This window comes from Novosphingobium sp. KA1 (assembly GCF_017309955.1).
Taxonomy (GTDB): domain Bacteria; phylum Pseudomonadota; class Alphaproteobacteria; order Sphingomonadales; family Sphingomonadaceae; genus Novosphingobium.
Genome location: NZ_CP021249.1, coordinates 221562 through 244437, shown reverse-complemented (window position 1 = coordinate 244437; position 22876 = coordinate 221562). Strand labels below are relative to the sequence as shown.

The 22876-nt window shown below is 60.3% G+C and carries 19 protein-coding genes and 2 pseudogenes; 6 read left to right on the top strand and 15 right to left on the bottom strand.

Going from position 1 to position 22876, the window contains the following annotated elements; translation table 11 throughout:
• Positions 1 to 44: 44 nt before the first annotated feature.
• Positions 45 to 397: pseudogene (locus CA833_RS26755) on the top strand (IS5/IS1182 family transposase); the annotation flags it as partial.
• A 321-nt stretch (positions 398 to 718) separates the two neighbouring features.
• Here CA833_RS26755 and CA833_RS26750 read toward each other — a convergent pair.
• Both CA833_RS26750 and CA833_RS26745 read right to left on the bottom strand, forming a co-directional pair.
• Entirely contained in the window at positions 719 to 2482 is a 1764-nt protein-coding gene (locus CA833_RS26750) for a thiamine pyrophosphate-binding protein (RefSeq protein WP_011608146.1), read from the bottom strand.
• Positions 2483 to 2537: 55 nt separating this feature from the next.
• Positions 2538 to 4025: an aldehyde dehydrogenase family protein gene (locus tag CA833_RS26745; RefSeq protein ID WP_011608145.1), complete on the bottom strand. Its 1488-nt coding sequence runs from the start codon at positions 4023 to 4025 to the stop codon at positions 2538 to 2540.
• Between the two features lie 108 nt (positions 4026 to 4133).
• Here CA833_RS26745 and CA833_RS26740 point away from each other — a divergent pair, with 108 nt between their 5' ends.
• Positions 4134 to 5009, top strand: a complete 876-nt coding sequence (locus tag CA833_RS26740) for a LysR family transcriptional regulator (RefSeq protein WP_011608144.1) — start codon at positions 4134 to 4136, stop codon at positions 5007 to 5009.
• Positions 5010 to 5144: 135 nt separating this feature from the next.
• On the opposite strand, the gene CA833_RS26735 is transcribed toward CA833_RS26740, so the two are convergent.
• The 8 genes from CA833_RS26735 to CA833_RS26700 all read right to left on the bottom strand — a co-directional run bounded on the left by CA833_RS26735 (position 5145) and on the right by CA833_RS26700 (position 13094).
• The gene (locus CA833_RS26735) at positions 5145 to 7397 is read right to left on the bottom strand and encodes a TonB-dependent receptor (RefSeq protein ID WP_176705066.1); all 2253 of its coding nucleotides are present in this window, start codon (positions 7395 to 7397) and stop codon (positions 5145 to 5147) included.
• Positions 7398 to 7473: 76 nt separating this feature from the next.
• A complete protein-coding gene (locus CA833_RS26730; RefSeq protein WP_242526635.1) occupies positions 7474 to 7872 on the bottom strand; it encodes an antibiotic biosynthesis monooxygenase in 399 nt (132 codons plus the stop codon).
• Between the two features lie 102 nt (positions 7873 to 7974).
• Positions 7975 to 9033 carry an SDR family NAD(P)-dependent oxidoreductase gene (locus CA833_RS26725; RefSeq protein WP_011608141.1) on the bottom strand — a complete coding sequence of 353 codons (1059 nt, stop codon included), beginning with the start codon at positions 9031 to 9033 and terminating at the stop codon, positions 7975 to 7977.
• A 24-nt stretch (positions 9034 to 9057) separates the two neighbouring features.
• Complete coding sequence (locus CA833_RS26720) at positions 9058 to 9996, bottom strand: hypothetical protein (protein WP_176705065.1); 939 nt, start codon at positions 9994 to 9996, stop codon at positions 9058 to 9060.
• 21 nt (positions 9997 to 10017) lie between these two features.
• Entirely contained in the window at positions 10018 to 10347 is a 330-nt protein-coding gene (locus tag CA833_RS26715) for a non-heme iron oxygenase ferredoxin subunit (protein WP_011608139.1), read from the bottom strand.
• A complete protein-coding gene (locus tag CA833_RS26710; RefSeq protein ID WP_242526633.1) occupies positions 10348 to 11208 on the bottom strand; it encodes an alpha/beta fold hydrolase in 861 nt (286 codons plus the stop codon). It abuts the gene before it with no gap.
• Positions 11209 to 11242: 34 nt separating this feature from the next.
• Positions 11243 to 11728 (bottom strand): aromatic-ring-hydroxylating dioxygenase subunit beta, encoded by a 486-nt coding sequence (locus CA833_RS26705; protein ID WP_011608137.1) that lies wholly within the window; start codon positions 11726 to 11728, stop codon positions 11243 to 11245.
• Between the two features lie 4 nt (positions 11729 to 11732).
• Positions 11733 to 13094 carry an aromatic ring-hydroxylating dioxygenase subunit alpha gene (locus CA833_RS26700; RefSeq protein WP_011608136.1) on the bottom strand — a complete coding sequence of 454 codons (1362 nt, stop codon included), beginning with the start codon at positions 13092 to 13094 and terminating at the stop codon, positions 11733 to 11735.
• A gap of 328 nt (positions 13095 to 13422) precedes the next feature.
• On the opposite strand from CA833_RS26700, the gene CA833_RS27370 reads away from it, so the two are divergent.
• The 3 genes from CA833_RS27370 to CA833_RS26690 are packed head-to-tail and all read left to right on the top strand — an operon-like array spanning position 13423 to position 15643.
• Positions 13423 to 13848 carry an SDR family NAD(P)-dependent oxidoreductase gene (locus tag CA833_RS27370; protein WP_370584628.1) on the top strand — a complete coding sequence of 142 codons (426 nt, stop codon included), beginning with the start codon at positions 13423 to 13425 and terminating at the stop codon, positions 13846 to 13848.
• Positions 13841 to 14155, top strand: a complete 315-nt coding sequence (locus CA833_RS27365; RefSeq protein ID WP_370584627.1) for an SDR family NAD(P)-dependent oxidoreductase — start codon at positions 13841 to 13843, stop codon at positions 14153 to 14155. The genes CA833_RS27370 and CA833_RS27365 overlap by 8 nt, the downstream gene beginning before the upstream one ends.
• A 57-nt stretch (positions 14156 to 14212) precedes the next feature.
• Positions 14213 to 15643: an MFS transporter gene (locus CA833_RS26690; protein ID WP_207081338.1), complete on the top strand. Its 1431-nt coding sequence runs from the start codon at positions 14213 to 14215 to the stop codon at positions 15641 to 15643.
• 30 nt (positions 15644 to 15673) lie between these two features.
• Here the strand turns inward: CA833_RS26690 and CA833_RS27230 are convergent, their stop codons facing one another.
• The 3 genes and pseudogenes from CA833_RS27230 to CA833_RS26675 all read right to left on the bottom strand — a co-directional run bounded on the left by CA833_RS27230 (position 15674) and on the right by CA833_RS26675 (position 19148).
• Complete coding sequence (locus CA833_RS27230) at positions 15674 to 16333, bottom strand: MFS transporter (RefSeq protein WP_011608132.1); 660 nt, start codon at positions 16331 to 16333, stop codon at positions 15674 to 15676.
• Between the two features lie 29 nt (positions 16334 to 16362).
• Positions 16363 to 17004 (bottom strand): annotated as a pseudogene (locus tag CA833_RS26680) (MFS transporter); the annotation flags it as partial.
• Positions 17005 to 17081: 77 nt separating this feature from the next.
• The gene (locus tag CA833_RS26675) at positions 17082 to 19148 is read right to left on the bottom strand and encodes a TonB-dependent receptor (protein WP_255535900.1); all 2067 of its coding nucleotides are present in this window, start codon (positions 19146 to 19148) and stop codon (positions 17082 to 17084) included.
• Positions 19149 to 19471: 323 nt separating this feature from the next.
• Between CA833_RS26675 and CA833_RS26670 the strand changes: the two genes are divergently transcribed.
• Complete coding sequence (locus tag CA833_RS26670; protein ID WP_147161227.1) at positions 19472 to 19966, top strand: MarR family winged helix-turn-helix transcriptional regulator; 495 nt, start codon at positions 19472 to 19474, stop codon at positions 19964 to 19966.
• A gap of 194 nt (positions 19967 to 20160) precedes the next feature.
• On the opposite strand, the gene CA833_RS26665 is transcribed toward CA833_RS26670, so the two are convergent.
• Positions 20161 to 20850, bottom strand: coding sequence for a TetR/AcrR family transcriptional regulator (locus CA833_RS26665; protein ID WP_092959634.1), 690 nt, complete (start codon positions 20848 to 20850; stop codon positions 20161 to 20163).
• A 107-nt stretch (positions 20851 to 20957) separates the two neighbouring features.
• Positions 20958 to 22868, bottom strand: a complete 1911-nt coding sequence (locus CA833_RS26660) for an FAD-binding monooxygenase (protein WP_011608127.1) — start codon at positions 22866 to 22868, stop codon at positions 20958 to 20960.
• Between the last annotated feature and the right edge of the window lie 8 nt (positions 22869 to 22876).

The window sequence follows — 22876 nt, the reverse complement described above, 5'->3', positions numbered from 1 at the left end:
CAAACCCGCCACGGCCGCTCCACCACTACGTGGGGGATTTTTACCGCTTACGCGTCAAGTACACCAAGGCCAAGTGAAGGAGGGCGCCGCTTCCAAGGCGGCGAAGCCGGTCGACCTCGCCATCCCGATGTTCGGCTACAAGAACCATATAGGCATCGACCGCACCCATGGCCATGCCAGTGCCGCCAATGCCCATGACGGTGCCCGGCTGCCTGACGTGGTCAGCAAGGACAACACCGGCTCGGGGATCTGGGCCGATACGGCCTACCGGTCGAAGAAGAACGAAGCATTCCTCGCCAAGGGCATCGCGCGAGCCCGCATCAAGATCGGAATGGCGAACCTGGCCTATAACTTCCAGCGTCTTGCCTGGCTTGAGGGGCGTCCTGCGCCCGCATGACGCAAAAGCCAGCCCCTGCAGTCGGTTCCGACACGGAAATCAGCGGATCAGCCCCCGAAACCGGGGCTCACCATCCACTCGCGCGCCTTCACGTCGCCATCATGCCGAAATCAGACGGTTCTTCGAGGTGTCCAGCTGCTTCGTCTGCCCTGAGTAGGTGTTGAAGTTGAAGGCTGAAACACCGTGTCGAAGGGCCTCGCGCCACGCCCGGGGCTTCGAGACAGGCCCTCGACCTCCACTCTCGGCCTTCCTCAGCACGAACGAGCAGAGTATGCGTGGCGTGATTTGGGCGGGTGCGCCGGGGCTTCGGAAAAGCAGGCGCTATTTCCCGTCCCGCGTGAGGGCCGATGCCATGTTCGGATTGTATCCGGGGCGCACCCGCACATCGACGACCGCCACGCGGCCGGACCTGACCTCGGCGATGGCCCTGCGGAAGACATCGTTAAGCTCCGCTCCGTCGTGAACCGGGCCGAATGCCACTGCACCTTGAGCGCTCGCCAGTTCGCCGATGTTGATTTCCGGATCGATCATTCGCTGGCCGATCCACTTGTTCTCCACCGGGCGCCCGCGGATGCGTGCGACTCTCTCCTGGTGCAGTTCATCGTTATAGAACGACTGGTTGTTGGCGACCACGACCAGCAGCGGCACGCGATAGTGCACGGCAGTCCAGATCGCGGTGGCCCCCATGATGAAATCGCCGTCGCCGCAAATGGCGATCGGCAGCATCTCGGGCAGGCAATCGCGCAGGGCCAGAGCCGAACCGACCGCAATGCCCGGCCCGCCCCCGATACCACCGCCCCCATCGGAACCGAGGAAATCGTATGGACCGCGCAGCGGCCAGATCGCCGCATTCCAGGAAAGTGGGACATGGAGAAGCGATACGGGATGTCCCTGGGATGCGTGCCGCAGGGCGATACCCAGCCCGTCCACCGAAATCGGTCCGGACAATTCCACGTCGGGGATCGGCGCGGCTTCCATAGCATGGGAGGCCGAACTCGTCTTCTTGAGCTTTTTGAGGATGGAGGCGACAGCGGAATCCGGGCTACAGGCGAACGCCACATCGACCAGTGGCAGTGCCTGATGATCCATGCTCCAACCGTTGTGCAGGACATGATCGAGCGAAGCATGGATCACGGTCGGATATTCCGCGTCGCCGATACTCATCTTCATCGTGCCGGCGAGATCCACCCAGTCCAGGCTCAGGATAACGTCCGCGTCCCTCAATGCAGCCATCGTTTCGGCATCGGCGAAGTAGGCGGGCGTGCCGACGTGCAATGGGTGCTCGGTCGGAAAGGCTGCGGCGACCTTCAGATCCGTGACGACTTTAGCGCCCAGCGCCTCGGCAAGAGCGATGCGATCTTTCCAGGCGGACGCATCGCGCGAGACCCGGCCGATCATCACCACAGGGCGCTCAGCTCCTTCGAGGGCCGCAACGGCCTTGCTGACAGCCTCCATACAAGGGCCGTTCGCAACCGAAGGCATCATTCGCGCGAGGTTCAGGGAAGGTAGAGCCTCTCCAAGCCGCGTTTCCTGTACCTCGGAATCGAAATTCACATAGACCGGCCCCTGCGGATAAGTCTGCGCCACCTGGATTGCTCGAACGACCGACTCCCGCGCAGCCGCAACGGATGCAGGCTGATCGTCCCATTTAACGTATGGGCGCACGATCGCGCCCTGGTCCCGGGCGGTGTGAATCCAGTCTATCCACGGACGCCGTTTGGCCGCGTCGACCGGACCGGTCGCACCGACGACCACCACGGGCATGCGATCGCACCAGGCGTTGAACATTGCCATCGTCGCATGAAACAGGCCTACGTTCGAATGCACGGCTGCCGCCATCGTGCGGCCCGTAACCTTTGCATAGCCATGGGCAATGGCAACCGCGTGCTCCTCATGGAGGCAAAGCAGCATGCTCGGCCGCTCGTTGCCAAGGTAATTTACCAGACTGTCATGCAGCCCGCGAAAACTGGCTCCCGGATTGAGAGCGATATAGGGGATGCCTGCATCACGCAGCGTTTCCGCAATGACGTCGGAGCCGAATTGCGCTTCACTCGAATGGAAGGGAGTGGGTTTTTCTACCGACATGAAATTATTTTCCCGAAAATGATCTATTCACAAATACGTTTGTTGCCGCGCCTGATTACGATGCAGGCGAAATGCGTATGTGAATGTTCTTTTCCTGCGTGAAGCTGATGAGTTCGTCGAGGCATTCTTCCCTGCCGATACCCGATTGTTTCACCCCGCCATACGGCGCACCGAGGTAATGCTTCGAAACCTCGTTGATCCAGACGAAGCCGGCTTCCACCGCCAAGGCGGTTCGGCAAGCGGCATCGATATCGCGACTCCAGATCGAACAGGTCAGACCGAAGTCCAGCGCGTTGACCTGCGCCAGCATTTCTTGCTCATCGGTCCATTTGAGTACCGAGAGGACCGGGCCGAATATTTCCTCCCGTGCGATCCGCATCGAGGAGGTGACGTCGCAGAAGACCGTCGGTTCGAGGTAGTAGCCGCCGGACAGGACCGGGTCCGATGGACGCCCGCCGCCGGTCAGCAGACGGGCTCCTTCCGCCTTCGCGGAAGCGATGTAGTCGAGAACGCGGTCCAGGTGATTCTCGCTGATCAGTGCCCCCATGGTCGTGCCGGGATCGGTAGGCACACCTGGCTTGTAGCGCCCGATCCGGTCTGGCAGCAGCCCCAATACGGTCTCGTAGATCGCTTCCTGGACGTAGGCTCGGCTGGTCGATCCGCACGATTGCCCGCACCAGCCAAAATTCATCCCCTGGACCATCGCATCGGCGACCGCTTCCGGATCGGCGTCCGGGAACGCGATCAACGCGTTCTTTCCACCCAGTTCCAACAGGACTGGCTTTATCGTCTCGCTTGCCGCCCGCATGACATTGCGTCCTGCGGCTACGCTGCCAATCACCGACACTTTTGCGACATGCGGGTGTTCGGCAAGAGCCGACCCCGCTTCGCTCCCCCCTGGGAGAACATTGAAAACGCCCGGTGGCAAAACGTCCTCGAGAAGTTCGGCCAGACGCAGCGCGGACAGCGGGGCCTGTTCCGGCGGCTTCACAATCACCGTGTTCCCGGCTGCCAGCGGCGCGGCAATTTTCGCCGCGCAGAACATGAAGGGATGATTGAAGGCCAGAATCCGTGCGACTACGCCCATGGGTTGACGCAGGCTAAAATTAACCGCGTTTGGACCAGACGGAATCGATTGTCCCTTCATCTCGGTAACGAGACCGGCAAAGAACTCGAGCATGGCAATCGCCGTCGCGGCATCCCCCATTAATTCGGATACCGGGTTGCCACAATTTTCCGCGTCGATTTCGACCAGTTCTCGCGAATGCCGCCGAATGACGTCCGCTATTGACCGCAGTATTCTTGCCCGTTCGAGCGGCAAAACCGCCTGCCACGCCGGAAAAGCGGATCGTGCCGCGGCAACTGCAGCGTCCACATCAGGCGCCGTCGCTTGAGCGACGTCACAGATACTCCGGCCGGAACCGGGAGACAGCGTCGGCGCATATCCGACCGCCACAGGTTTGTGCCAACCTCCACCGTAGAACAGGCCACGCAATCCCAACTGATTGAAATTTAGATCTAAACTCTTACTCATGTCGACCATCCACGCTCGTTGACCGCTTGTGAACGGTCAAACGAGATTCTGTCTATGCGGCGCCAGATAATTCGTCCATAGCATTGATTGAATGAAAACAATGCTCTCGGAATATAAATGGATCTGCAGCAACTCCGCTACTTCGTTGCCGTCGCGCAATTCGGCTCGTTCACCCGGGCGGCGTCCGAGCTTGACGTTGCCCAACCTTCGCTCTGGCGGCAAACGAAAGCGCTCGAGGAAAATCTCGGCGTTGCACTGTTCGAACGGTTCGGGCGGCGAGTGCGGCTTACCAGTTCCGGCTCCTTACTGCTCCCGCAGGCCGAGCAGCTGCTTTCGCGGGCCGAGAAATTTCTCGTGATGGGCCGCGAACTTTCGGTCGGCCGGGCTGGATTGGTCACGATCGCATGTGCCTATCCCCATATACCCAAGTTTCTGATGCCGCTGATAGGCGGATTTCGCCGCGAACACCCCCAAGTCCACGTCGCGCTCCACGAACTTTCCGAGTTGCCGCGCACGGAAGCGCTGGTGCTTGGCGAGGTCGATTTTCTCACGTCGCTCGTTCAGGCTGATCCCAACCTTGTCGGCAAGCAACTTGGCGAAGCACGAATCATCGTGGTTACTTCAGACGATCACCCCTGGCGTCACCGGAAGAAAATATTGGTGTCCGATCTCGCCAATGTTCCCGTCGTCACCGGTGGTCCGCTTAGTCTTTCGCGGCGGCTTCTGGAGCCGACGCTGCGTGAACTCGGGCTCGGATTGGATATCGTCCACGAATCCGTCAACATCTCGACAACTGTGTCGATGGCACGCGCCGGCTTGGGAGTGGGCATTGTGGGAGACGACATCATCCAGAGCAACGCCGATTCGACCTGGCCAGTACTATGCGACGAACGCGGCCCCATCATGACACCCATCTGGATGTATTGGTCGGCGCGCCGGGCACTCGCACCGCCAGCCGAGCTATTTGTACGCCATATCAGAAACGCAAGATAGGTCGCATATAGCCAATTGGCGTTGCGGAACCGAGCGGGCCACTTTGGTTTGCTCGCGTCCAAATGGCAGTGACCAGTTGACCTCTTTCACCTGGCCACTGCATTTACAATCGATGCCAGCCTGATTTTTCCTTGCTCAGAACCTGACGGTAGCGGTTACGCCATAGGTCCGGGGTGCTGCGGGGGCGAGCAAGTCGTTGAGCTGGGTGGGGCTGGAATAGACCGCGTAGTACTTGTCGGTCAGGTTCTTGCCCCACAGGCGGATCTCGAAGGAATCGCTCGGCGATTTCCAGGAGAGCGAGCCGTTGATGACATCGTAGGCCGCCTGCGAGGTGCGGTTGCTCACCTCCCAGAAGAAGCCCGAGTTGTGGTAGTAGTTGGCCCCGATCGTGAACGAACCTATCCCCGTCTCGAACGTGTAGCTGGGAGCCAGCGTCAGGGTGAACTTAGGTGTCCTGATCGTCGTCTTGCCGCTCAGATTGCCCGAGCAGACCAGGTTGCCGCCCGCGACTTGCTGCGGCGGTGGCGCAAAGCAATTGGCGGGCGTCGGCGTGGTGAGCGGAAGCAGGATCGGGCCATTGGGGAAGTCGGTGTATTCCCCATCGAGGATGCCGATGCCGCCACTGATCCGCAGCCCCTTGACCGGGTTCGCGATGAAGTCGATGTCCAGGCCCTTGATCCGGGCGGCGGCCGCGTTCTCGATGAGGTTGCCGCCGGGCTGGACGAAGCTGATCGCCATGTTCTTGTAGTCATAATAGAATGCCGCGCCATTGAGCGTAAGCGCCCCATTGAAGAACTGGGTCTTGAGGCCGACTTCGAAGGCATCCAGCACTTCGGGCTTGACCACCGCAGCCGGCGCCACCGAGGTACCGGGGAAGGCGAGCTGATAGCCGCCGCTGCGGAAACCCCGGCTGTAGGAGGCGTAGGCCATGATGTCGGGGGTGAACTTGTGATCCAGAATCGCCCGATAGGTCAGCTTCGGGAACACGTCGTGCTTTGCGAACGGCGCGCCGCGCGCGTCCGGGATCGTGAACGTGTCGTCACCGACGCGGCCATCAACCTGCAGATCGTAGACGTCGCGGGTGTAGCGCAGGCCAACCGTCAGGTTGGTATCCGAAAGGACCGGCACGGTCGCCTCGCCGAACGCCGAGTAGGAGTTCAGCTTCTGCGTGTCGAAAAGCGAGACGGAATTGGTAACGCCCACGCCGGCATAGGGACCGACGATGAACACACCGGAGGAACGGCTCGGATCGTAACCCGTCTTGGTGTGCAGGTAGTAGAGGCCGACAATCCACTTGATCGGGCTGTCGGGCTTCGAGACGATCTGCAGTTCCTGGGTGAAGGTCTTAGTCGGCGTGACCACGGTACCCACCTGGACCAGCGGCGCCATACCGAGATCCTGGTCGAGATCGAACGCAACCTTGGTGTAGCGGTACGCCGTGATGCTCACCAGATCGGCGAAGGACGCTTCGTGGTCGATCTTGAGGCTGACACCGCCTTGCTTCACGTCGGCGAAATCGAGTCCCGCCGTCTGCGTGTTGCGGCCCTGGAAAGTAGGACCGGACAAAGCAACCGAGCCAGGATAAACGGTGGCGTTCGAACCGATGTCCGAACTCTGCTTGCCGTAGTCACCGCTGAGCGTCAGCTCAGTGTTCTCGCCGGCCTGGAACAGCAGCTTGCCGCGAACGTTCCAGTCCCAGCCCTTATGGATCTCGCGGCCCGTTATCAGCGAACGGCCCCAACCATCATTCTGCTTGCTGCCCGAGGCTGCGATGTTGAACGCGACATTTTCGCCGAGGCCCGCCGTCGCATAGACAGCGCCCGAATAGGTGTCGTAATTGCCGTAGCCGGCCCTGATCTCCATGGCCGGATCGAACGAAGGCGCCTTGGTTTGCACCTGGATCACGCCGCCTGTGGCATTGCGCCCGAACAGCGTGCCCTGCGGCCCCTTGAGCACCTGGACCGAGGCAATATTGTTGAACTCAAACATGTTGCCGTTGGGCGAACCGATATAGACATCGTCGATATAGACCGCCACCGGCGACTCGCCGCCGGCCGAGGCCTGGGGAGAACCCACCCCGCGCAGGAACGGGGTCGCGCCCTGCGAAATCTCGCGGTTGAACTGCAGGTTCGGCGTCGAAAACGTCACCGCCTCGATCCCCGTCACGCCGCTGCGTGCCGCCGTCTCCTCGGTGATCGCCGATACCGCAATCGGAACATTCTGAAGCAGTTCGCTGCGCTTGCGTGCCGTGACGACGATGTCGCCGCCATCCTCGTCACCCGAAGCCTCCGCCCCCCGCTGGCCCGCAGCATCCTGCGCAAACGCCGAAGCCGAACCACAAAGCCCAGCCAGCGCGACTCCCACCATCAATGCCGAAATTCGCTTCATACTATCCTCCTCCCCATTCTCAACTTGCCGCCGCAACAAGGTATAGAACCCAATTACCGGCCCTTTCTGACAATTCCTAAACGACGCAAACCCCTTCAACCGCCAGCTTTTGCAGCAACACAGGGCTCATTACAGCGCCTTCCGGGCTCTTGGCGATTGTGGCCTGGAATTCGGGGTTCCTGAACGCCGCGCGGTAGGCATCCATGGACTCAAACACGGCATAGTTGACAATAACATTGGGAGCACCGACGCCACAATGAAGCTGCGCCGAAATAAACCCCGGCTGCCGCTTCATGATCAGGGCATCCTCGCGCCAATTTTCGAGCATTGCATCAACTTGTTCGAGTGGGACCGTGAATGTATTCAGCAGGACCACAGGACCATTCGCGTCGATCTCTTGCTGCTCCAGAAAAGACATCGAAGGTACGACATTTTCGAATTTAGCTATCGGCATGAGCTTCTTCCTTTCATCCAAGCGCCCCCGTGGCGCCGACCATGACAGAGCCGGCAATCGAAGGGTCCGGGCGCTGCGCAGCGAAGCGAAGTTCCCGGGTATGGCCCCAGTCTATTGACCGGCCTAACCATCGTGCTTTTTCAAGCCCCCCAGCCCTGCCACGAACAGCGCGCTCTGGGCATCGAAGGAAAGCTGCGATACACCCGATCTGCCGAAGGGCGGCGTCGCGGCCTCGAGGCCGCCGTACATCGCTTCCATGTCGCCGGGCAATTCCTGGTCCTGCCATGCGGCGTAATCTCCGTAACCGTAATCGTAGTTCCATTCCGGCGCGAAATAGAGTCGCCCTGTCGCGCCTTCGGCGCTTTGCGTCGAAAGAAACAGGGTGAGCGGAAGCAGGTGCTCGGACACAACGGGACGATTGAAATAGACTATCCCGCCTTCGTTGAAGGCTCTTGCCGTGGTATCAAACCATGAAGTGCGTGTATGACCAGGCATGATGGAATTCACCGCAATGCCTTCCTTCTGCAGTTCCTCTCCAAGATAGAACCCGAATACGGTGACCGCGGCCTTCGTGGCCTGGTAGGGCATTTCGGCGGTCCAAGGCCGGGCTCCGAAGTAGGCCCCGCCGTTGGCGACCGCCAAGACACCGCTGCTTACGACGTTGATGATACTGCCCTGTCGCTTTTCGCGCATCGGCACGACGAAGCGGCGGGTCACTTTGACCGTTCCGAAGACGTTCACGCGGAACATCGCCTCCCAGTCCTCATCCGTCGTATCGAGAGTGTCGCGATGCCCCGTCGGCGGAAACAGCGTCTCCGAGACCAAGGCGGCGTTGTTGATCAGGATGTCGACGGTGCCGTACTTTTCCATGACCTGCCCATAGGCCGCGTCCAGGCTTGCATCGCTTGTGATGTCAGCCTGGACGGCGAGCCCGCCGCCCGCCTCCAACGACTGACGCAACGCGTCTGCCCCGGCCCAGCTCTTGTCGATGGCGACCACCTTTGCCCCCACCCGCGACAAGGCACGGCCCATGACCTCTCCAAGACCGCGAGCGCCCCCTGTGACGACGGCCACCTTCCCATCGACCTGCCCGCCCCATTCGCGCAAGGCGCGTTCCACCATGCGGTCCTGTCGCGCCCTTGCCTGCGAGCCGGCCGGCTTCGATGCTTGATTCGTTGACATAGTGCACTCCAGAATTTGAAAGTTTCAATTGTAGGAAGGTTCATGTGGCGCCCACACAGCAAACCCGAGTCCCGTCACCGCGTGATGCAGCGGGACGTAATCAATGACTTCGGCGGGCAACGCGCCGACGGCTCCTGCCATGGCAATCCATGACCGGATTTCGCCGGTGCCTCCAACGAGGGTATCGGATTCGAATGTGTACAACGAGGTCAACGCATGACCATCGCCGCTGGCGACCCGATCGAGCACCCACCGGTCCAGACGCTGATCTATCCAGCCCGCCCGCTGACCTAGCGGATCGTGCGACAACCCGCCGGATGCGACTACCGCGATCCGCTGCGACTGGTCGTCGATGATTTCGCGCAAGGCAGCACCCATATCGTAGCAGCGCTGGCCGCTGGGAAGCGGGTCGTAATACATGTTCAGAAACAGGGGCACGACTGGGACACCCAATTCGGCCAGTCCGAGAAAATGGGCTGGGCGCGCGAATGCGTGCCCGATTTCGTATTCCTCGCCCGACAGCCCAAATTTGGCTAGGGCCAAGGGATCGAACCCGCGCTCGATCAGGCCCGAAACGATGTCCCGGCCCAACTTGGGGGAGCCGGCCAGGTTGATCTTCTGGTTGATGCCCGGTCTATTCCGGTAATTATGGAGCGTGTGTCCGCTTATTTCCTCGCCACAGAATACCGCCAATGCCGGATTCAGCCATGATGGGAACACCTCGCGCTGATCGTCACCGATAATGACTATTGCATCCGGTCTCGACCGAGTCAGCATCTGCTTCATTTTCTCGATCCCTGAATCGAGGCGCAGCCTGGTATCCTCCAAGGTCCGCTTGTCTTCGGAGCTTGCAGCGTTCGGCTGCGGAACATCACCCGCCATCGCCCGATATGTCTCCTCCCACATGTCGGTGGGAAGCAGCAGCGTTGGGGCATGTGAGCAGGCGATCCCAAGAACAAACATGGTGCATCCTAGGTGTGATGGTTAGACGTTCGGCGAGGGATCGACGAATATCTCTCCCCCCTCCACTCTGATCGGATAAGTCCTCAACGGGACATAGGCAGGGAATGTACAAGCGCCCGTGCGAAGGTCGAAACGTGCGAAATGCATGGGACACTCCACCTGGCAGTCCTCGATTTCGCCTCCGACAAGCGAGAAATCGCCATGAGTGCACATTTCAGCAACAGCGAAATATTCCCCCTGATGCTTGAAAATCGCAATCGACTCCGGAAGCCCTTCAAGATCGAATCCGATCCCACCGTCCTCGGGAACATCATTCACGGAGCAGACACGCACCTCCAGGCTACAGGACATTCAATCGCTCCCAAGAAAGTCCAGCGCAACGCGGTTGAATTCGTCCCGATGTTCTATTTGGGCCCAATGTCCACAATACTTGAAAATGTACATTCTGGATTCGGGTATCTCGCGGAACAGGAACAGACCTATTTCAAGGGGGTTTACACGGTCTTCCCTCCCCCACGTAATGAGCGTCTTGGCCTTTATCCTCGCAAACTCCTGCGACTGGTCGCGCCAGGGCGCGGTCGACCGCGCCGCGGCATCCCTGTGTGCCGCGTTCCTTGCCGCGGCGACCCGATCCTCGATCATTTCCTTCGAAACGATGCTGGGATCGTAAAGCATAACATTGATCAGGGCCTGCATGGTTTCGACGGTGGGATCGTTCACCGCCTCGGTGATTCTGCGATGTCCCTCGGTCGGTTGAGGCGCGAGCAACGTGCGCGACATCCCAGAAGCGCCGATCAACACCAGTTTGTCGACGCGATCAGGGTAATCCACGGCAAACGCCGAAGCGACCGTTCCTCCCATCGAATTTCCGACAAAGCTGGTCCGCTCAATGCCGAGTACGTCCATCAGATCGCGCAAGGCGCGCGCTCGCACGGTCGTGGCGGCCTCTTTATCGTAGACAGCCGATGCCGACTTGCCGAAACCGAGCATGTCGACCAGGAGAGTCCTGTGCGATTTCGCGAAGGCCGGGAGGTTCCCTGCGAAATTCGACCATCCGGTCGCCCCCGGCCCACCACCATGGAGCATTATGACCGGCGGCCCTTCGCCAGCTTCGTGATAGTGCACGTTATAGTCGCCGGCCTTGACGATCTTTCCGGTCGCCGCCGGATCAACACTGGTCATTGCGCGTTCTCCCAAGGAATTGTCGTTCATCGGCACAAGGATGGCTTCCCGGCTGCCGGAATATTCAGAAAAAGATATGGATACCGCGAGGCAGGATCGTGGCATCGAGCAGTACCTCGCGCCTGAAGATCTTCCATCCCCCACTTTCGAGACGCAGCGCGTCATGTCTACGACCTGTCCACCAGGCTTCGTCATGCTGCTTTCTGACCTGCCGGATCATGAAAGCGCTGCGTACCGCCGCTTCGCCTTGCGAAACCTCATCCACCACGACGTTCGCCACCATGTGGCATGTCATCGACGGCGGTGTTTCGGCATTTGTATGTCCGCTATGGAGCGCATGGACCCGCGCTCTCAGCATGTCCTTGTCGTCCTTGATGACCGGATGCCCGGCGGGCGGAACATCGCCCTGCAGATTCTCGCGTAATGGCAAGATGTAGATTGCGTCATCGGCAAAGAGATCGAGCCACTCGTGGAACCGTCGCTCATCGAGCAGGTGGGCCTCCCGGAAGAGCAGGTCCTCGATCTCTCTATATGTATTCCAATCCGTCATAAGACTACGCTGCCTCCATCATCTGAAGCCAGCAGCGGTAGAACTGCCGCTGATTCATCTCGTTGGGGTTCGGCCCCAGGCGGCCGGGAAGTCCGCTTTCACCTTCCACCTCCCGATCGAGCTGCAACCCGTAGTTCATCGGACGGCTCCAGCTCCGTTCAGGGCGGCCGGCATCCACGATGCGTTCGAAGTTCTCGATGTCGTCGGGCGCCAGAAGGCCAGCCATGTATTGCCCTTGGTACACACGCTGCACCGCAATATCCTTGACCGACTGCGGAGCATCCTTCTCCACCATCGTCCATTGCCAGGACTCATGTTCCAGAACGCCCCTGGGATGAAACAGGTGGAAGTGCCGGCCAAGCATGGGCGAATAATTGCCCATGAGGCCAAGGTTTGGGAACAGCAGGCCGTTCATAAAACCGAATGGCTTCCGCGGCCTGCCGGCGAGGACTTCGGACAACCGCCGGTGCCGGTATTCAACCCATTCGACAGCTTCCCTGCCCAGCCTTTTGGCATCGGCGAGATCCTGCTCATGCAGTACATCGTCTTCGATCGACACCAGGCCCAGCCCGAGCAAGGTCGCCCTGCCGTTTCCGCCGCAACTGAGTTCGCGAAGCGTGACACCCGCCCTCGCCACGTCGGGATAGGTTACGATGGGAATGAGTTCGCCCGCATTCTGGAATGCATTGACGGCCGAGAAATACGAATGGTGCGTTGCGGCAAAGAAATGATAGTTGTCGCCGATGAAATTCTCGGCAACAATCTTCCAGTTACCCTTGGCACTGTTGCGGTGGAATCCGTGAAGAACTTCAAGCCCCCCCAATGGCAGGGCAAGTACGAAGTTCTCGAGCCACCATCGCGTATCCTCGTCAAGCCACTGCTCGAGCGGAGGGGCATCCGGATCGAATGATGCGAAAATGAGACCATGAAAACTCGCCACGTTCTTCACGCGCTCCACGCTCCACTGCGCCTTATCGAGCTCTCTGCCGTAAAGCGCCTTTTCCATGGGCGCGCCGACCAGAGTGCCGTCTAGCGAAAAGCTCCACCCATGATACGAGCAAGTGAAGCCTTTAGTCTTTCCGCGATCGTGTACGCAAATCTGGTTGCCGCGGTGAGGGCATCGGTTGACAAGTACACGAACTTGGCTGCCGCTGTCGCGCACGACGATGACCGGCACTTCACCCATATAGCTCGACACGTAATCCCCTGGGCGGGGAATCATCTGTTCGTGGCCGACGACCAGCCACGCGCGGTCGAAGACCTTGCGGCGCTCTGTGCGGTACAACTGTTCATCAAAATTGACGCCTGCGGCGATCCGCCCGTTCCGCCAATCGACAGCCTCGTGCAAGGCTTGGTTTAAACTCATGGCGCCTCTCCTCCAGCATTCCGTGCTGCATCTCTGGATTGGACTAAACCCGCATGAATTATCTGTCTATTGAATTGTTTGGATGAATATAATGCCAAATTTGCATGGATGGCCGTTGCGACGGATGTCGGTGCGGCGGGGCTCGTCCAGGATCGCCCTCAGATTCCGCAGCCGTTCGGAGCTTGACCGCACCCGTCGCGGGCCGTACTCCACCGGCACCCAGGCACTTCGGGACCGGACAGACTGACGTCCGGCTTCGATCAGGCATTGTTGCATTGCAGTCGAAGGGAGCCCCTTGATGTCTGGACGATTAGCAGGGAAAGTCTGCGTGATTACAGGCACCGGCGGGAGTATCGGACAGGCCACGGCGTGGCTCTTCGCAAAGGAGGGCGCGCATGTGGTGGGCTGCGATATCGATCCGAGTGCTGCCGAAGCAACGCTTGCCGAAGTTCGGTCCAAAGGCGGAAGCATGGTCTCCATGCACCCTTGCGATCTGACAAATCCAGAGAGCTGCCGGGAACTCGTCGATCTGGCCATCAGGTCGCATGGGCGGATCGACGTTCTCTACAACAATGCCGCCATGGCCTATTTCGCCCCTTTTTCATCTATGCCCGATTCCGTCTGGCACAGCACGATCAATGAGGAACTGCATCTCGTCTTCAATTTGACCCGCGCTGCCTGGGAGTATCTGAGCAGGCAGGGTGGATCCGTGATCTCCACAGCGTCCACCGCCGGGTGGATTGGGCATGCGTGAATTGGATTCGACCGCCCACGCAGCCGCAAAAGGTGCAATAATCGCCATGACTCGCCAACTCGCGGCAGAAGGAGCGCCGCTAGGCATCCGGGTCAATTCCATTTCTCCCGGCGTGATTGAAACGAAACAGACGCTAGAGTTGCTCAAAGATGCGGATTGGGTCACTACCGTACTGGGCCGCCACATGCTCAAACGTGCCGGCAAGCCACACGAAATTGCTTACGCAGCTCTCTTTCTTGCTTCGGATGAAAGTTCGTTCATTACCGGCTCTGATATCAAGGCTGATGGCGGTCTAGTCGCAGGTTGATTCATGGCAGCACCTGGAGAGAAACCGCCAGGTCATAGAAAAGAATCATGAATTAGATTGGAAGACAAAATTTCATTCCCACAGCACACCCGATCAGGGTATCAGAATACCGCAAGCAGCCGATTGAAACCAGAGTCAGAACAGACGGACGGGTTACCGGCTCCCAAGCGATGGTTCGCGGCCAGCGCCATGTGGCTGATCATCGCAATCTCTACTATCGACGGCACCATCGCCAATATCGCCCTTCCAGTGATCGCGCGAGATCTCGGCGCAGAGCCTGTCTATTCGATTTGGGTCATCAATTCCTATCAGATTGCGGTCCTGTCCACGCTGCTTCCGTTGTCCGCGCTGGGTGAACGTTTCGGCTATTACCGAGTCTATCTGTCGGGGCTTGCGCTGTTTGTCGCCGCCTCGACCGCCTGCGCATTGTCCCGCGACTTGACGGTTCTCGTGGTTTCGCGGTTCTTCCTGGGTCTTGGGGCGGCAGGAATGATAGCGGTCAACGGGGCACTCGTCCGATTCATATATCCGAAAGAACTGTTAGGGCGTGGAATCGGATACAACGCCCTGGTGATCGCCATCGGGTCGGCGGCTGGGCCGGGCATCGCCGCAGTGATCCTTAGATTTCTGGATTGGCCGTGGTTATTCGCGCTCAACGTTCCGCTCGGCGTCGCCGCATTCGCGGTCGGAGCGTTCACTTTCCCAAGGCAGCGAGGCAATTCGCCAAGCTTCGACATGCGTTCTACGGCCTTGTACATTCTTGCTCTGGGACTGTCTTCACTCGGCCTTGTCCAGTTCGCGCATGGTGAGTTCGGTTGGCCCGTAGTCTTGCAAACAGGAATGGGAATCATCGCGTTGAGCGGACTTGTCGCGATCTCAAGACACCAAAGCACCCCCATCCTCCCGGTCGATCTGTTGCGTATCCGTCCGTTGAAAATCGCCTATTCTTCCTCTTTCTTCGTCTATGCCGCGCAGATGATGGCAATGGTGTCCTTGCCCTTCATCCTGCACACCCACTTCAGACTCGACACGTTCAAGATTGGTATTGTGCTCACGCCTTGGGCTATCGCGACAGCAATAGGTGCAATCGTCGCCGGCCACCGAACCGAGCATAATCCTGGTCAACTCGAGGCCTTGGGAGCAGCCGTGCTTGCCCTTGGCCTGATCGGATTCACCCTGGCCCTAGGCTCGACATCTTTGGCCGTGCTATCCATCTGTTCGCTGACGTGCGGTATCGGCTTTGGATTGTTCCAGACACCCAACAACCGTACCTCCTTGACATCCGGTCCGCCTGAAAGGAGCGGCGGAGCGGCAGGCATGCAGGCGCTTGCCCGCCTTTCCGGTCTGATCTCCGGAACGGCACTTGTCGCCATGCTTTTTCAGTTGGCGGGGGAAGAATCGCACCGGGTAATCGCTGTGGCTGCGGTACTTGCCGCGATTGCCGCAGGGATCGGGCTCTTGAGGAATTTACAATTGCGAAAGGCGTGACCCTGCATAGTACGCGCGGCACTGCCCCGCTCAATCAACATCAGGCGGTCGAAAATGCCATTTTTGGGACCGAGCCCGGCGGCGCTCGAGATAGAGCGCGCACAGGCAAGCGACGGTCATCAGCACCATCAGCGCCCCCAGCCCCGCGCCGAAGCCGTCGCTGACATCGCGCAGGACGCCGAACACCCAGTTGCCGCAGAACATGCCGATCGCGGCCGAGATCATCACGATGCCAAGGCCCTTGGCGGCAATTCTTCCGGTCATGTCTTCCGAGATCGCCGCCATGAACACGCCGCCCATGCACCGTGCCACCAGCGAAGCGATCACCAGGAGGACGAAGGCCGTCACGGTCGTGCCGAGGCTCGTCGATACCGCGATGATCGCTGCCGTCCCCACGGAGCAGCCCGCGACGATCGGGTACCGACTCTGACGTCGATCGCTGACATGGCTCACGATATAGGCCAGGCCTATGCCGACGAAGTAGAGCGGCGCGAGCAGCCGTCCAATGTCGCCGAGCGAGAAGCCGAGCGATTGCTGACCGATCTGAGGCAACCAGAACCCAAGCGTCGCGATTGCGCCGGCCGCCGAGAAATTGAGAAGGGCCGCGACCAGCAGCAGATCGAGCTGCGACGAAAGCGGCAGGGGCGCATCGTCGCCGGACTCTGACCGTCGAGCCGCGTCGCCTTGCATCTGCCTGGCCAGCCAGTGCTTTTGGCTCTGGCTGAGCCATCGCGCGGACTGGGGGCCGGCCGAAACACCAACAGCGCAACCAACCCGACCGCAATCACCGGCAGCCCCTCCAACAGGAACAGCCAGCGCCAGCCGGCCAGGTCCAGCGCCCCCTCGATCTCAATGAGCACGGCGGCCAATGGCGCGCCGACGACCATCGCGACGCCGGTGCCCGAGGTAATCCCGGTGATGACCCGCGCCCGATGCGATTCCGGCCACCACAGCGCGGCGGCGAGGATCATGGACGGCATCACGCCGGATTCTGTGACCCCGAGCAGGAATCTCAGCACATAGAATGCGACAGGGCCGGTGACGAAAGCCATCGCACTGGCGCAAGTCCCCCAACCCACCATCAACAGCGGAATCCACTTGTGCACTCCCGCCCGGCGGGCGGCCATCGTGCTGGGAACCGAGAAGAGCGCCTCGCCCAGGAAGAATATGCCCGCGCCGAAGCCGAACATGCTCGCCGTCAGGCCAAGGTGCGAGGACATCGGCAGGGCGGCGTAGCTTACGTTCGTCCGGTCGACGAAGGCGGCAAAAATCACGAAGAACAGAAACGGCAGGATACGAAGATTGATCTTGCCGATTGCCGAACTGCCATCGGAAGCATCGCTCTTGCCATTCTGCGGCATATGAGGCCATCCTCGCATTTGCAGGCAGCCGGCGGACAAGCCGCGCGAACCGCCCGCGCGCCTGTCCGACGCCCAAACTAGAAGCGGAATCCGACCTCGATGCCTGTCAGGCGCGGCGGCGCATAGGTCTCGGTGGTGCCGAACGGCGGCTGTCGCGACATGATGCTGGTGACCAGCGTATTGCCCGCGTTGCGCACGTAGGCGGCAATATAGATGTTGTCACCCGGCAGGTGATAGGTCAGCCTGGCATTGATCGTGTCGTAGGCCGGCGCGGACACCGTCGGGTCCTCGAAGGCCGTGAAGTACCGCCGCGACTGACGGAAATAGTCGGCATAGAATTGCAGCCTTCCCACCGATCCGAGCGGCACCTCGATCTCGACAAAGGCGGTTCCGGTGAAGCGCGTCGACTGGATCATCCGGTTGCCGCCGACATCGAGATACTGGACGATCGCCGGTGTCGCCGGCGGACGGCCGGGAATGGCGTTGGCAAGATCAGCGAGGACGGTGCCTTGCGAATAGCGCCCATTGAGGAAAGATAGCGTTCCGCCGATCCGCACGCCTTCGACCGCAAGGAACGAACCTTCCAGTTCCAGTCCGTCCACCTTGGCGCGACCGGCGTTCTGCAGGAAGGTCAGGACCTGGGTTCCCTGCAGGAGGCCATTGAATATCTGGAGATCGCGATAGTCGTAATGGAAGGCCGTGGCGTTCAACGTCAACCGCCGGTCGAAGAACTGGGTGCGCAGGCCAAGCTCATAGTTCCAGATCGATTCGGGATTGGCCGCACTCGCCACGTTCTGCGGATCGAATGCCCCGCTCTTGAACCCCCGCGTCGCGCTCGCATAAACAAGAATGTCATCGGCGGGTCGAAACTCGAGCGACGCCCTGGGCGACCAGTCGGTCCATTTCTTCCGATTGGTTCCGGTCGCCGTGGCGCCCGCGATCGTCCGGGCCGAAGTGCCGAAGCGCTCCTCGGAACTGTAGCGCAGCCCGCCGACGATCCTCAGCTGCCGGGAAATCCTGAAACCGAGTTCGGCATACCCGGCGTAGGATTTGACCTTCGTGCCCGAGATCGTGGAACTGAGGCCGCCGGGGGTCAGCACCGGCAGCAGTCCGCCGGTATCCTCATCCGCATAGGTAAAACCAAGCAGCCAGTCGAAACGGGAATCCCCGGGCTTCGATGTCAGGGTGATGTCCTGATAGAAGAAATCGGTCGTGCTGAGCTGGCCGCGATATTCCAGCAGCGGCACGATGGAATCGTCCAGATCGAGGACCGTCGGACCAAGCCTGTAGCGGTTGTAGGCGGTGTTCGTCTGCAGAACGCCGATGCTCGTGTCCAGGACAATGCGAAGGTTGCCGCCGTAGCTCTTCATCGGATTGCTGTCGACGACGCTGTGATACGATGCACGGGGATCAGCCGAGAAGGGGGCCCCGGGGCCTGCCGGGGTGGTCACGAATGGAAAGGCATTGGGATCGATCGCCTTGATCGTCCCCGGCGCCCCGTTCTCCTTGCTATAGTTGCCGGAGAGGGTGATGGTGAGATTGGGCGCCGGCGTGGCCCGCAGCGCGCCCCGGACAGCCCAGAAATCCTTGTCGTCGTAGCGTTGGCCGGTCCCCAGGTCCTTGGAATAGCCGGCGTGCTTGCTGCGAACCGCGCTGAAGCGGGCCGACAGCAGACCGTCGACCAGCGGCCCCGAGATCATGCCCCGGGCGCGCAGGCTGTCATGGTTTCCGACCTGGAAATCGGCGGATGCCTTCACGGTATCGGTAGGCGCCGCGGTGGAGATGAGGATGACGCCACCGGTCGCGTTCCGCCCGTAGAGCGTCGCTTGCGGACCGCGCAGCACTTCCACGCGGTCGACGTCGAACAGTTCCTGGATCGCGTAAGTGTTGCGCGGGATGTAGACCCCGTCCACGTAGGTTGCAACACTGTTATCCGTGAACGATCCGAACACGTTGCTGCCGACACCGCGCACGTAGACGAAGCTCGATCCGGCACTGGTGGCGATGTTGAGCGAAGGCACGGTGGTCTGCAACCCCGCGGTGTCGGTCACGTTGGCCGCATCGAGGCGATCCGCGCTGACCGCGTTCACGGTGAGGGCGGTATCCTGAAGGCGCTGTTCGCGCCGCGACGCGGTGACAACGATCTCGTCGCCCGACGCGCCGGGCCGCCCGGTGGCGCGGATGGCTTCCTCGTCGGCGCCGGCCAGGGCCGGTGTTCAGGGCGCTCCGCATTTGCCTGCGCCCAGGCCGGCGCGCAATATCCTGCCGCGGCAATGAGCAAGGCCACCCGGTAGTCGGCCATCGCGGTACGACGCATTTCTCCCTCCCCTATTGCCACGGCTTGTTGGCTTGTGACGAACCATACAAAGTCGATTCACACTGTCAATAGGAAGAGTATCTATTTATTTTCGTTCGTCCCTGCCAGGGGTGTTGACGATGCCGCTCTTTCGCCTAAGGATTGAAGATCATGGACGAGATCAGCCTCCCATCCGATGAAGGGCAGGAATTGCCAAGCCAGCTCGCTTTCAACCCCGTCAAGACCGATATTGGATTGTTGGCGCGCGATCTGTATCGCTTGTTCAATCAGGCGATCGACGAGCGGGTTCGTCGCTTCGGTCTGTCGACCAATGCCTGCCGCTACCTCGCAGTCATCGGCATGCATGCGGGGATTACACCCAAGGAAATGAGCGAATACTTCAGCGTTCGCTCGCCGACTACCGTATCGGCACTCAGGATACTCGAAGAAAAGCGGCTGGTTGAACGGTACAAGGATCGCGTGGATGCCCGCAAGACCCGCTACAAGCTGACGGCGCGCGGGGTCGAGGTCGAGGCGCTGGCGAGAGCGAGCGCCGTGGATGTCGAGGCGCTCGCAGTCGGGTGCCTGAGCGATCAGGAGAAAGAGGAATTCGGCCGCATGGTGGCGCGCATTCGCAGTTCGCTGGAGTCGGTACTCGCCCCTTGACGCTTGTTCGACCGGGGGGAAGCACCGGCGCCGGCGTCATGCCGCCCTGCCCGGGCCACTGGTGTCGCCAAGCTCGCCACCGGCGGGTCCGGCCTTGATCATGCACCTGCGCGCCTATTGATCGATAGAAGAGCGACATTGTTTGCTCGGGAGCCAACCCGAAGTCTGCATGCCACGCGCCCCCGCGGGCGGAATCACCCGTTCAACTCCGCCTTCAGAGCCTCGATGACGAGAGACATGACGGTTTCGTTGGCGGCCCGGTGCTCCTCAGACGATGAAATCGCCTGGCCGCGAGCAAGCGCCCAAATGGCGCGAATAATGGCCAATGCCCGGTCGCCATCCACTCCCCTCTTGACGAGATGGGGTTTCCAGACCTGTTCGACTGCAGTTCGTTCGCGTGATATCAGAGACTTGGCCGCGTCGCCAAACAGGCTATGCCGACGAACCGACAGGAATATGTCGAGGAATATCAGAAATTCCTCGGTTGCATAAAAACGGCGGGCACTTTCGGCGATTAGCCCGAACACGTCCGGATTCCCGTCGGCTTGCGATGCATCGGTCCGAGCCAGCTCAATGATCTGAATGGACAACCGCTCCAGCACGGCAAGGACCAGGTCGTCCTTGGTGGGAAAGTGGTGAAGTTGTCCGCCGAGCGACACGCCTGCTTCCTTCGCAACGGCGGCCACACGTAGCGAAGCATAACCGCTGTCTGCCAGCAAGCGGGTCGCGGCCTCGAGTATCCGCTCACGGGTAAGGTCCTTTTGCTCCTTTCTCAGGGCTCTGGCCGGAACAGACACTCTCACTTTCCCGAAGATTGGAGAAATCCCGCCCAGTTTGCCGGACGCGCCGTGCCTCATACGATGGGCTCGATCGATACTATTCATTCCAGCGGTGCTGGCAAAGGCATTATTTCTGGGGAACTGCAGCCAGCGCAGTGGAAAGGGTGCCCTGTTCCATCTGGACCACCGGAAGGAGCAGGGCGCCAAGCTTTTCACACTGGCAGGAGGAATCCGGCAAAGAACTGTGCAAGTGTGCTGTAGGCGTCGATCGGCAAGACCTGCGCCACGTACTGGTCAGGGCGTACAACGACGACGCATCCCTTCCGCCGGTCGACGCCTCGCATGTCGAAGATGTCGTCGCCACTCTTCAGGTCAGCACAGAAGACCTTTTCGTAGTCGCACAGACCATAGATGCCTTTGACAGGCCGCAACAGGGCCGGCATCGCCGAATGCTCCAGATCGCGGAATCCCTGCTGGAAAACAGCCCGGACATCGATCACCGCATCGATATCCTCTCCGGAGCGGGTATGCTTGCGTACCGGGGAGTCCGGCGCGCTTTCAAGGAAGGCGCAGAGCGAATCGATCGCGCCTCCGGCCTGGCCGCTGTCGTCTTGTGGCGCGAACGTGAATATCCGCCAGCGGTTATCCGCATCGATCGCATGGCCCAGGTGCATGGGCTTGGCGTCGGCAAGGCGGATGACCGGCGCGGAATGGAAACGCATGCCAATCGGAAAGCCTGTGGCAAGTTCCTGCCAGCTGTCGGTTCCGGTCAGGACCGATGGTTCGTAGCGAACTGTAAGGCCTGCCGTGAATTCGCCATTGTTGATGAATTCACGCTGGAATCGCGGCATCGCGTCGTTGGCATCGACTTCGGATCGCGTGCCGACGACCCGCGCCCATCGGTGGTCGAAATCAACCAAGCCCTTTGCGGCGGCCCAGCGCTCGGCCGAGTAGGTCTGCAGAAGTTCGGGGCCGGATCGTCCAGTGAGAACAGAAATCAGCTTCCAGCCCAGGTTGAAAGTATCGCCCATTGAGACGTTCATGCCCTGACCTGCTTTGGGACTGTGCGTATGACAGGCGTCCCCCGCGAGCATAACCCGGGGCGTGCGTTTGCCAACCAGCGCCTTGGGCACGTCGTCGAAAGTGTCGGTCAGTCGATGGCCGATTTCGTAAATCGACCACCACACCACTTCCTTCACATCGATTGTGTAAGGATGGAGAATGCGCTTGCACTTGGCGATTACGTCATCGATGCCCAACCCGCGGTCGGCGACCCGCTCGTCCTCATTCAGCTTGTCCAGTTCAACGTAGAGCCGGACGAGATAGCCGCCTTCGCGCGGAAGAACGAGGATCGAACCCATGCTTTCCGACTGGATGATTGCCTTCATGCGGTAGTCAGGGAAGTCGGTCGTCGCCAGTACGTCCATGACTCCCCAGGCCTGGTGCGCTGCGTCACCATGGAGTGCCCCGCCGATGGCATTGCGCACGTTCGAGCGGGCACCATCGCAACCGACGACGTAGCGGGCCCGGACCGTTTCGGTCTGTCCCAGACGTTCGGGTGAAGTGTGTTCGAGAGTTACGGTCACCGGATAGTCGGCGGCATCGTGATCGACCGAAAGGGTTGCCACCTTGAGATCGTACTCCGGCTCAAGCCGAGTCGGAGAGTTGCGCATGATGTCGAGATACATATCATGCACACGCGCCTGGTTGATCAGGATGTGCGGCATCTCGCTGAGCCCGTCTGCGACATCCTGCACCCGGCCTACGCGGCGAATCCTTGCAGGATCGGCAGGATCCGGATTCCAGAAGGTGGTTTCATTGATCCAGACCGACTCGCGCTTGATCTTCTCGGCAAACCCGAAAGCTTGAAACATCTCCATGGAACGCACATTGATACCATCGGCCTGTCCGCGCTCCATGGGCCCCGCCTTGGGCTCGACAATCAAAGTCGAAATCTCGGCGATGCGCGATAGCTGCGCGGCAAGGCAAAGCCCAGCAGGGCCACATCCGGCAATGACAACATCCACCTCCCGAGGAAGCCGGGCTCGTTCAATTGTGGTGTTTGCTGCGGCTGGGGAAATGTCGGGATCTCCGGGATGAAATCCGTTCAGATGATATTGCATTTGCCGTC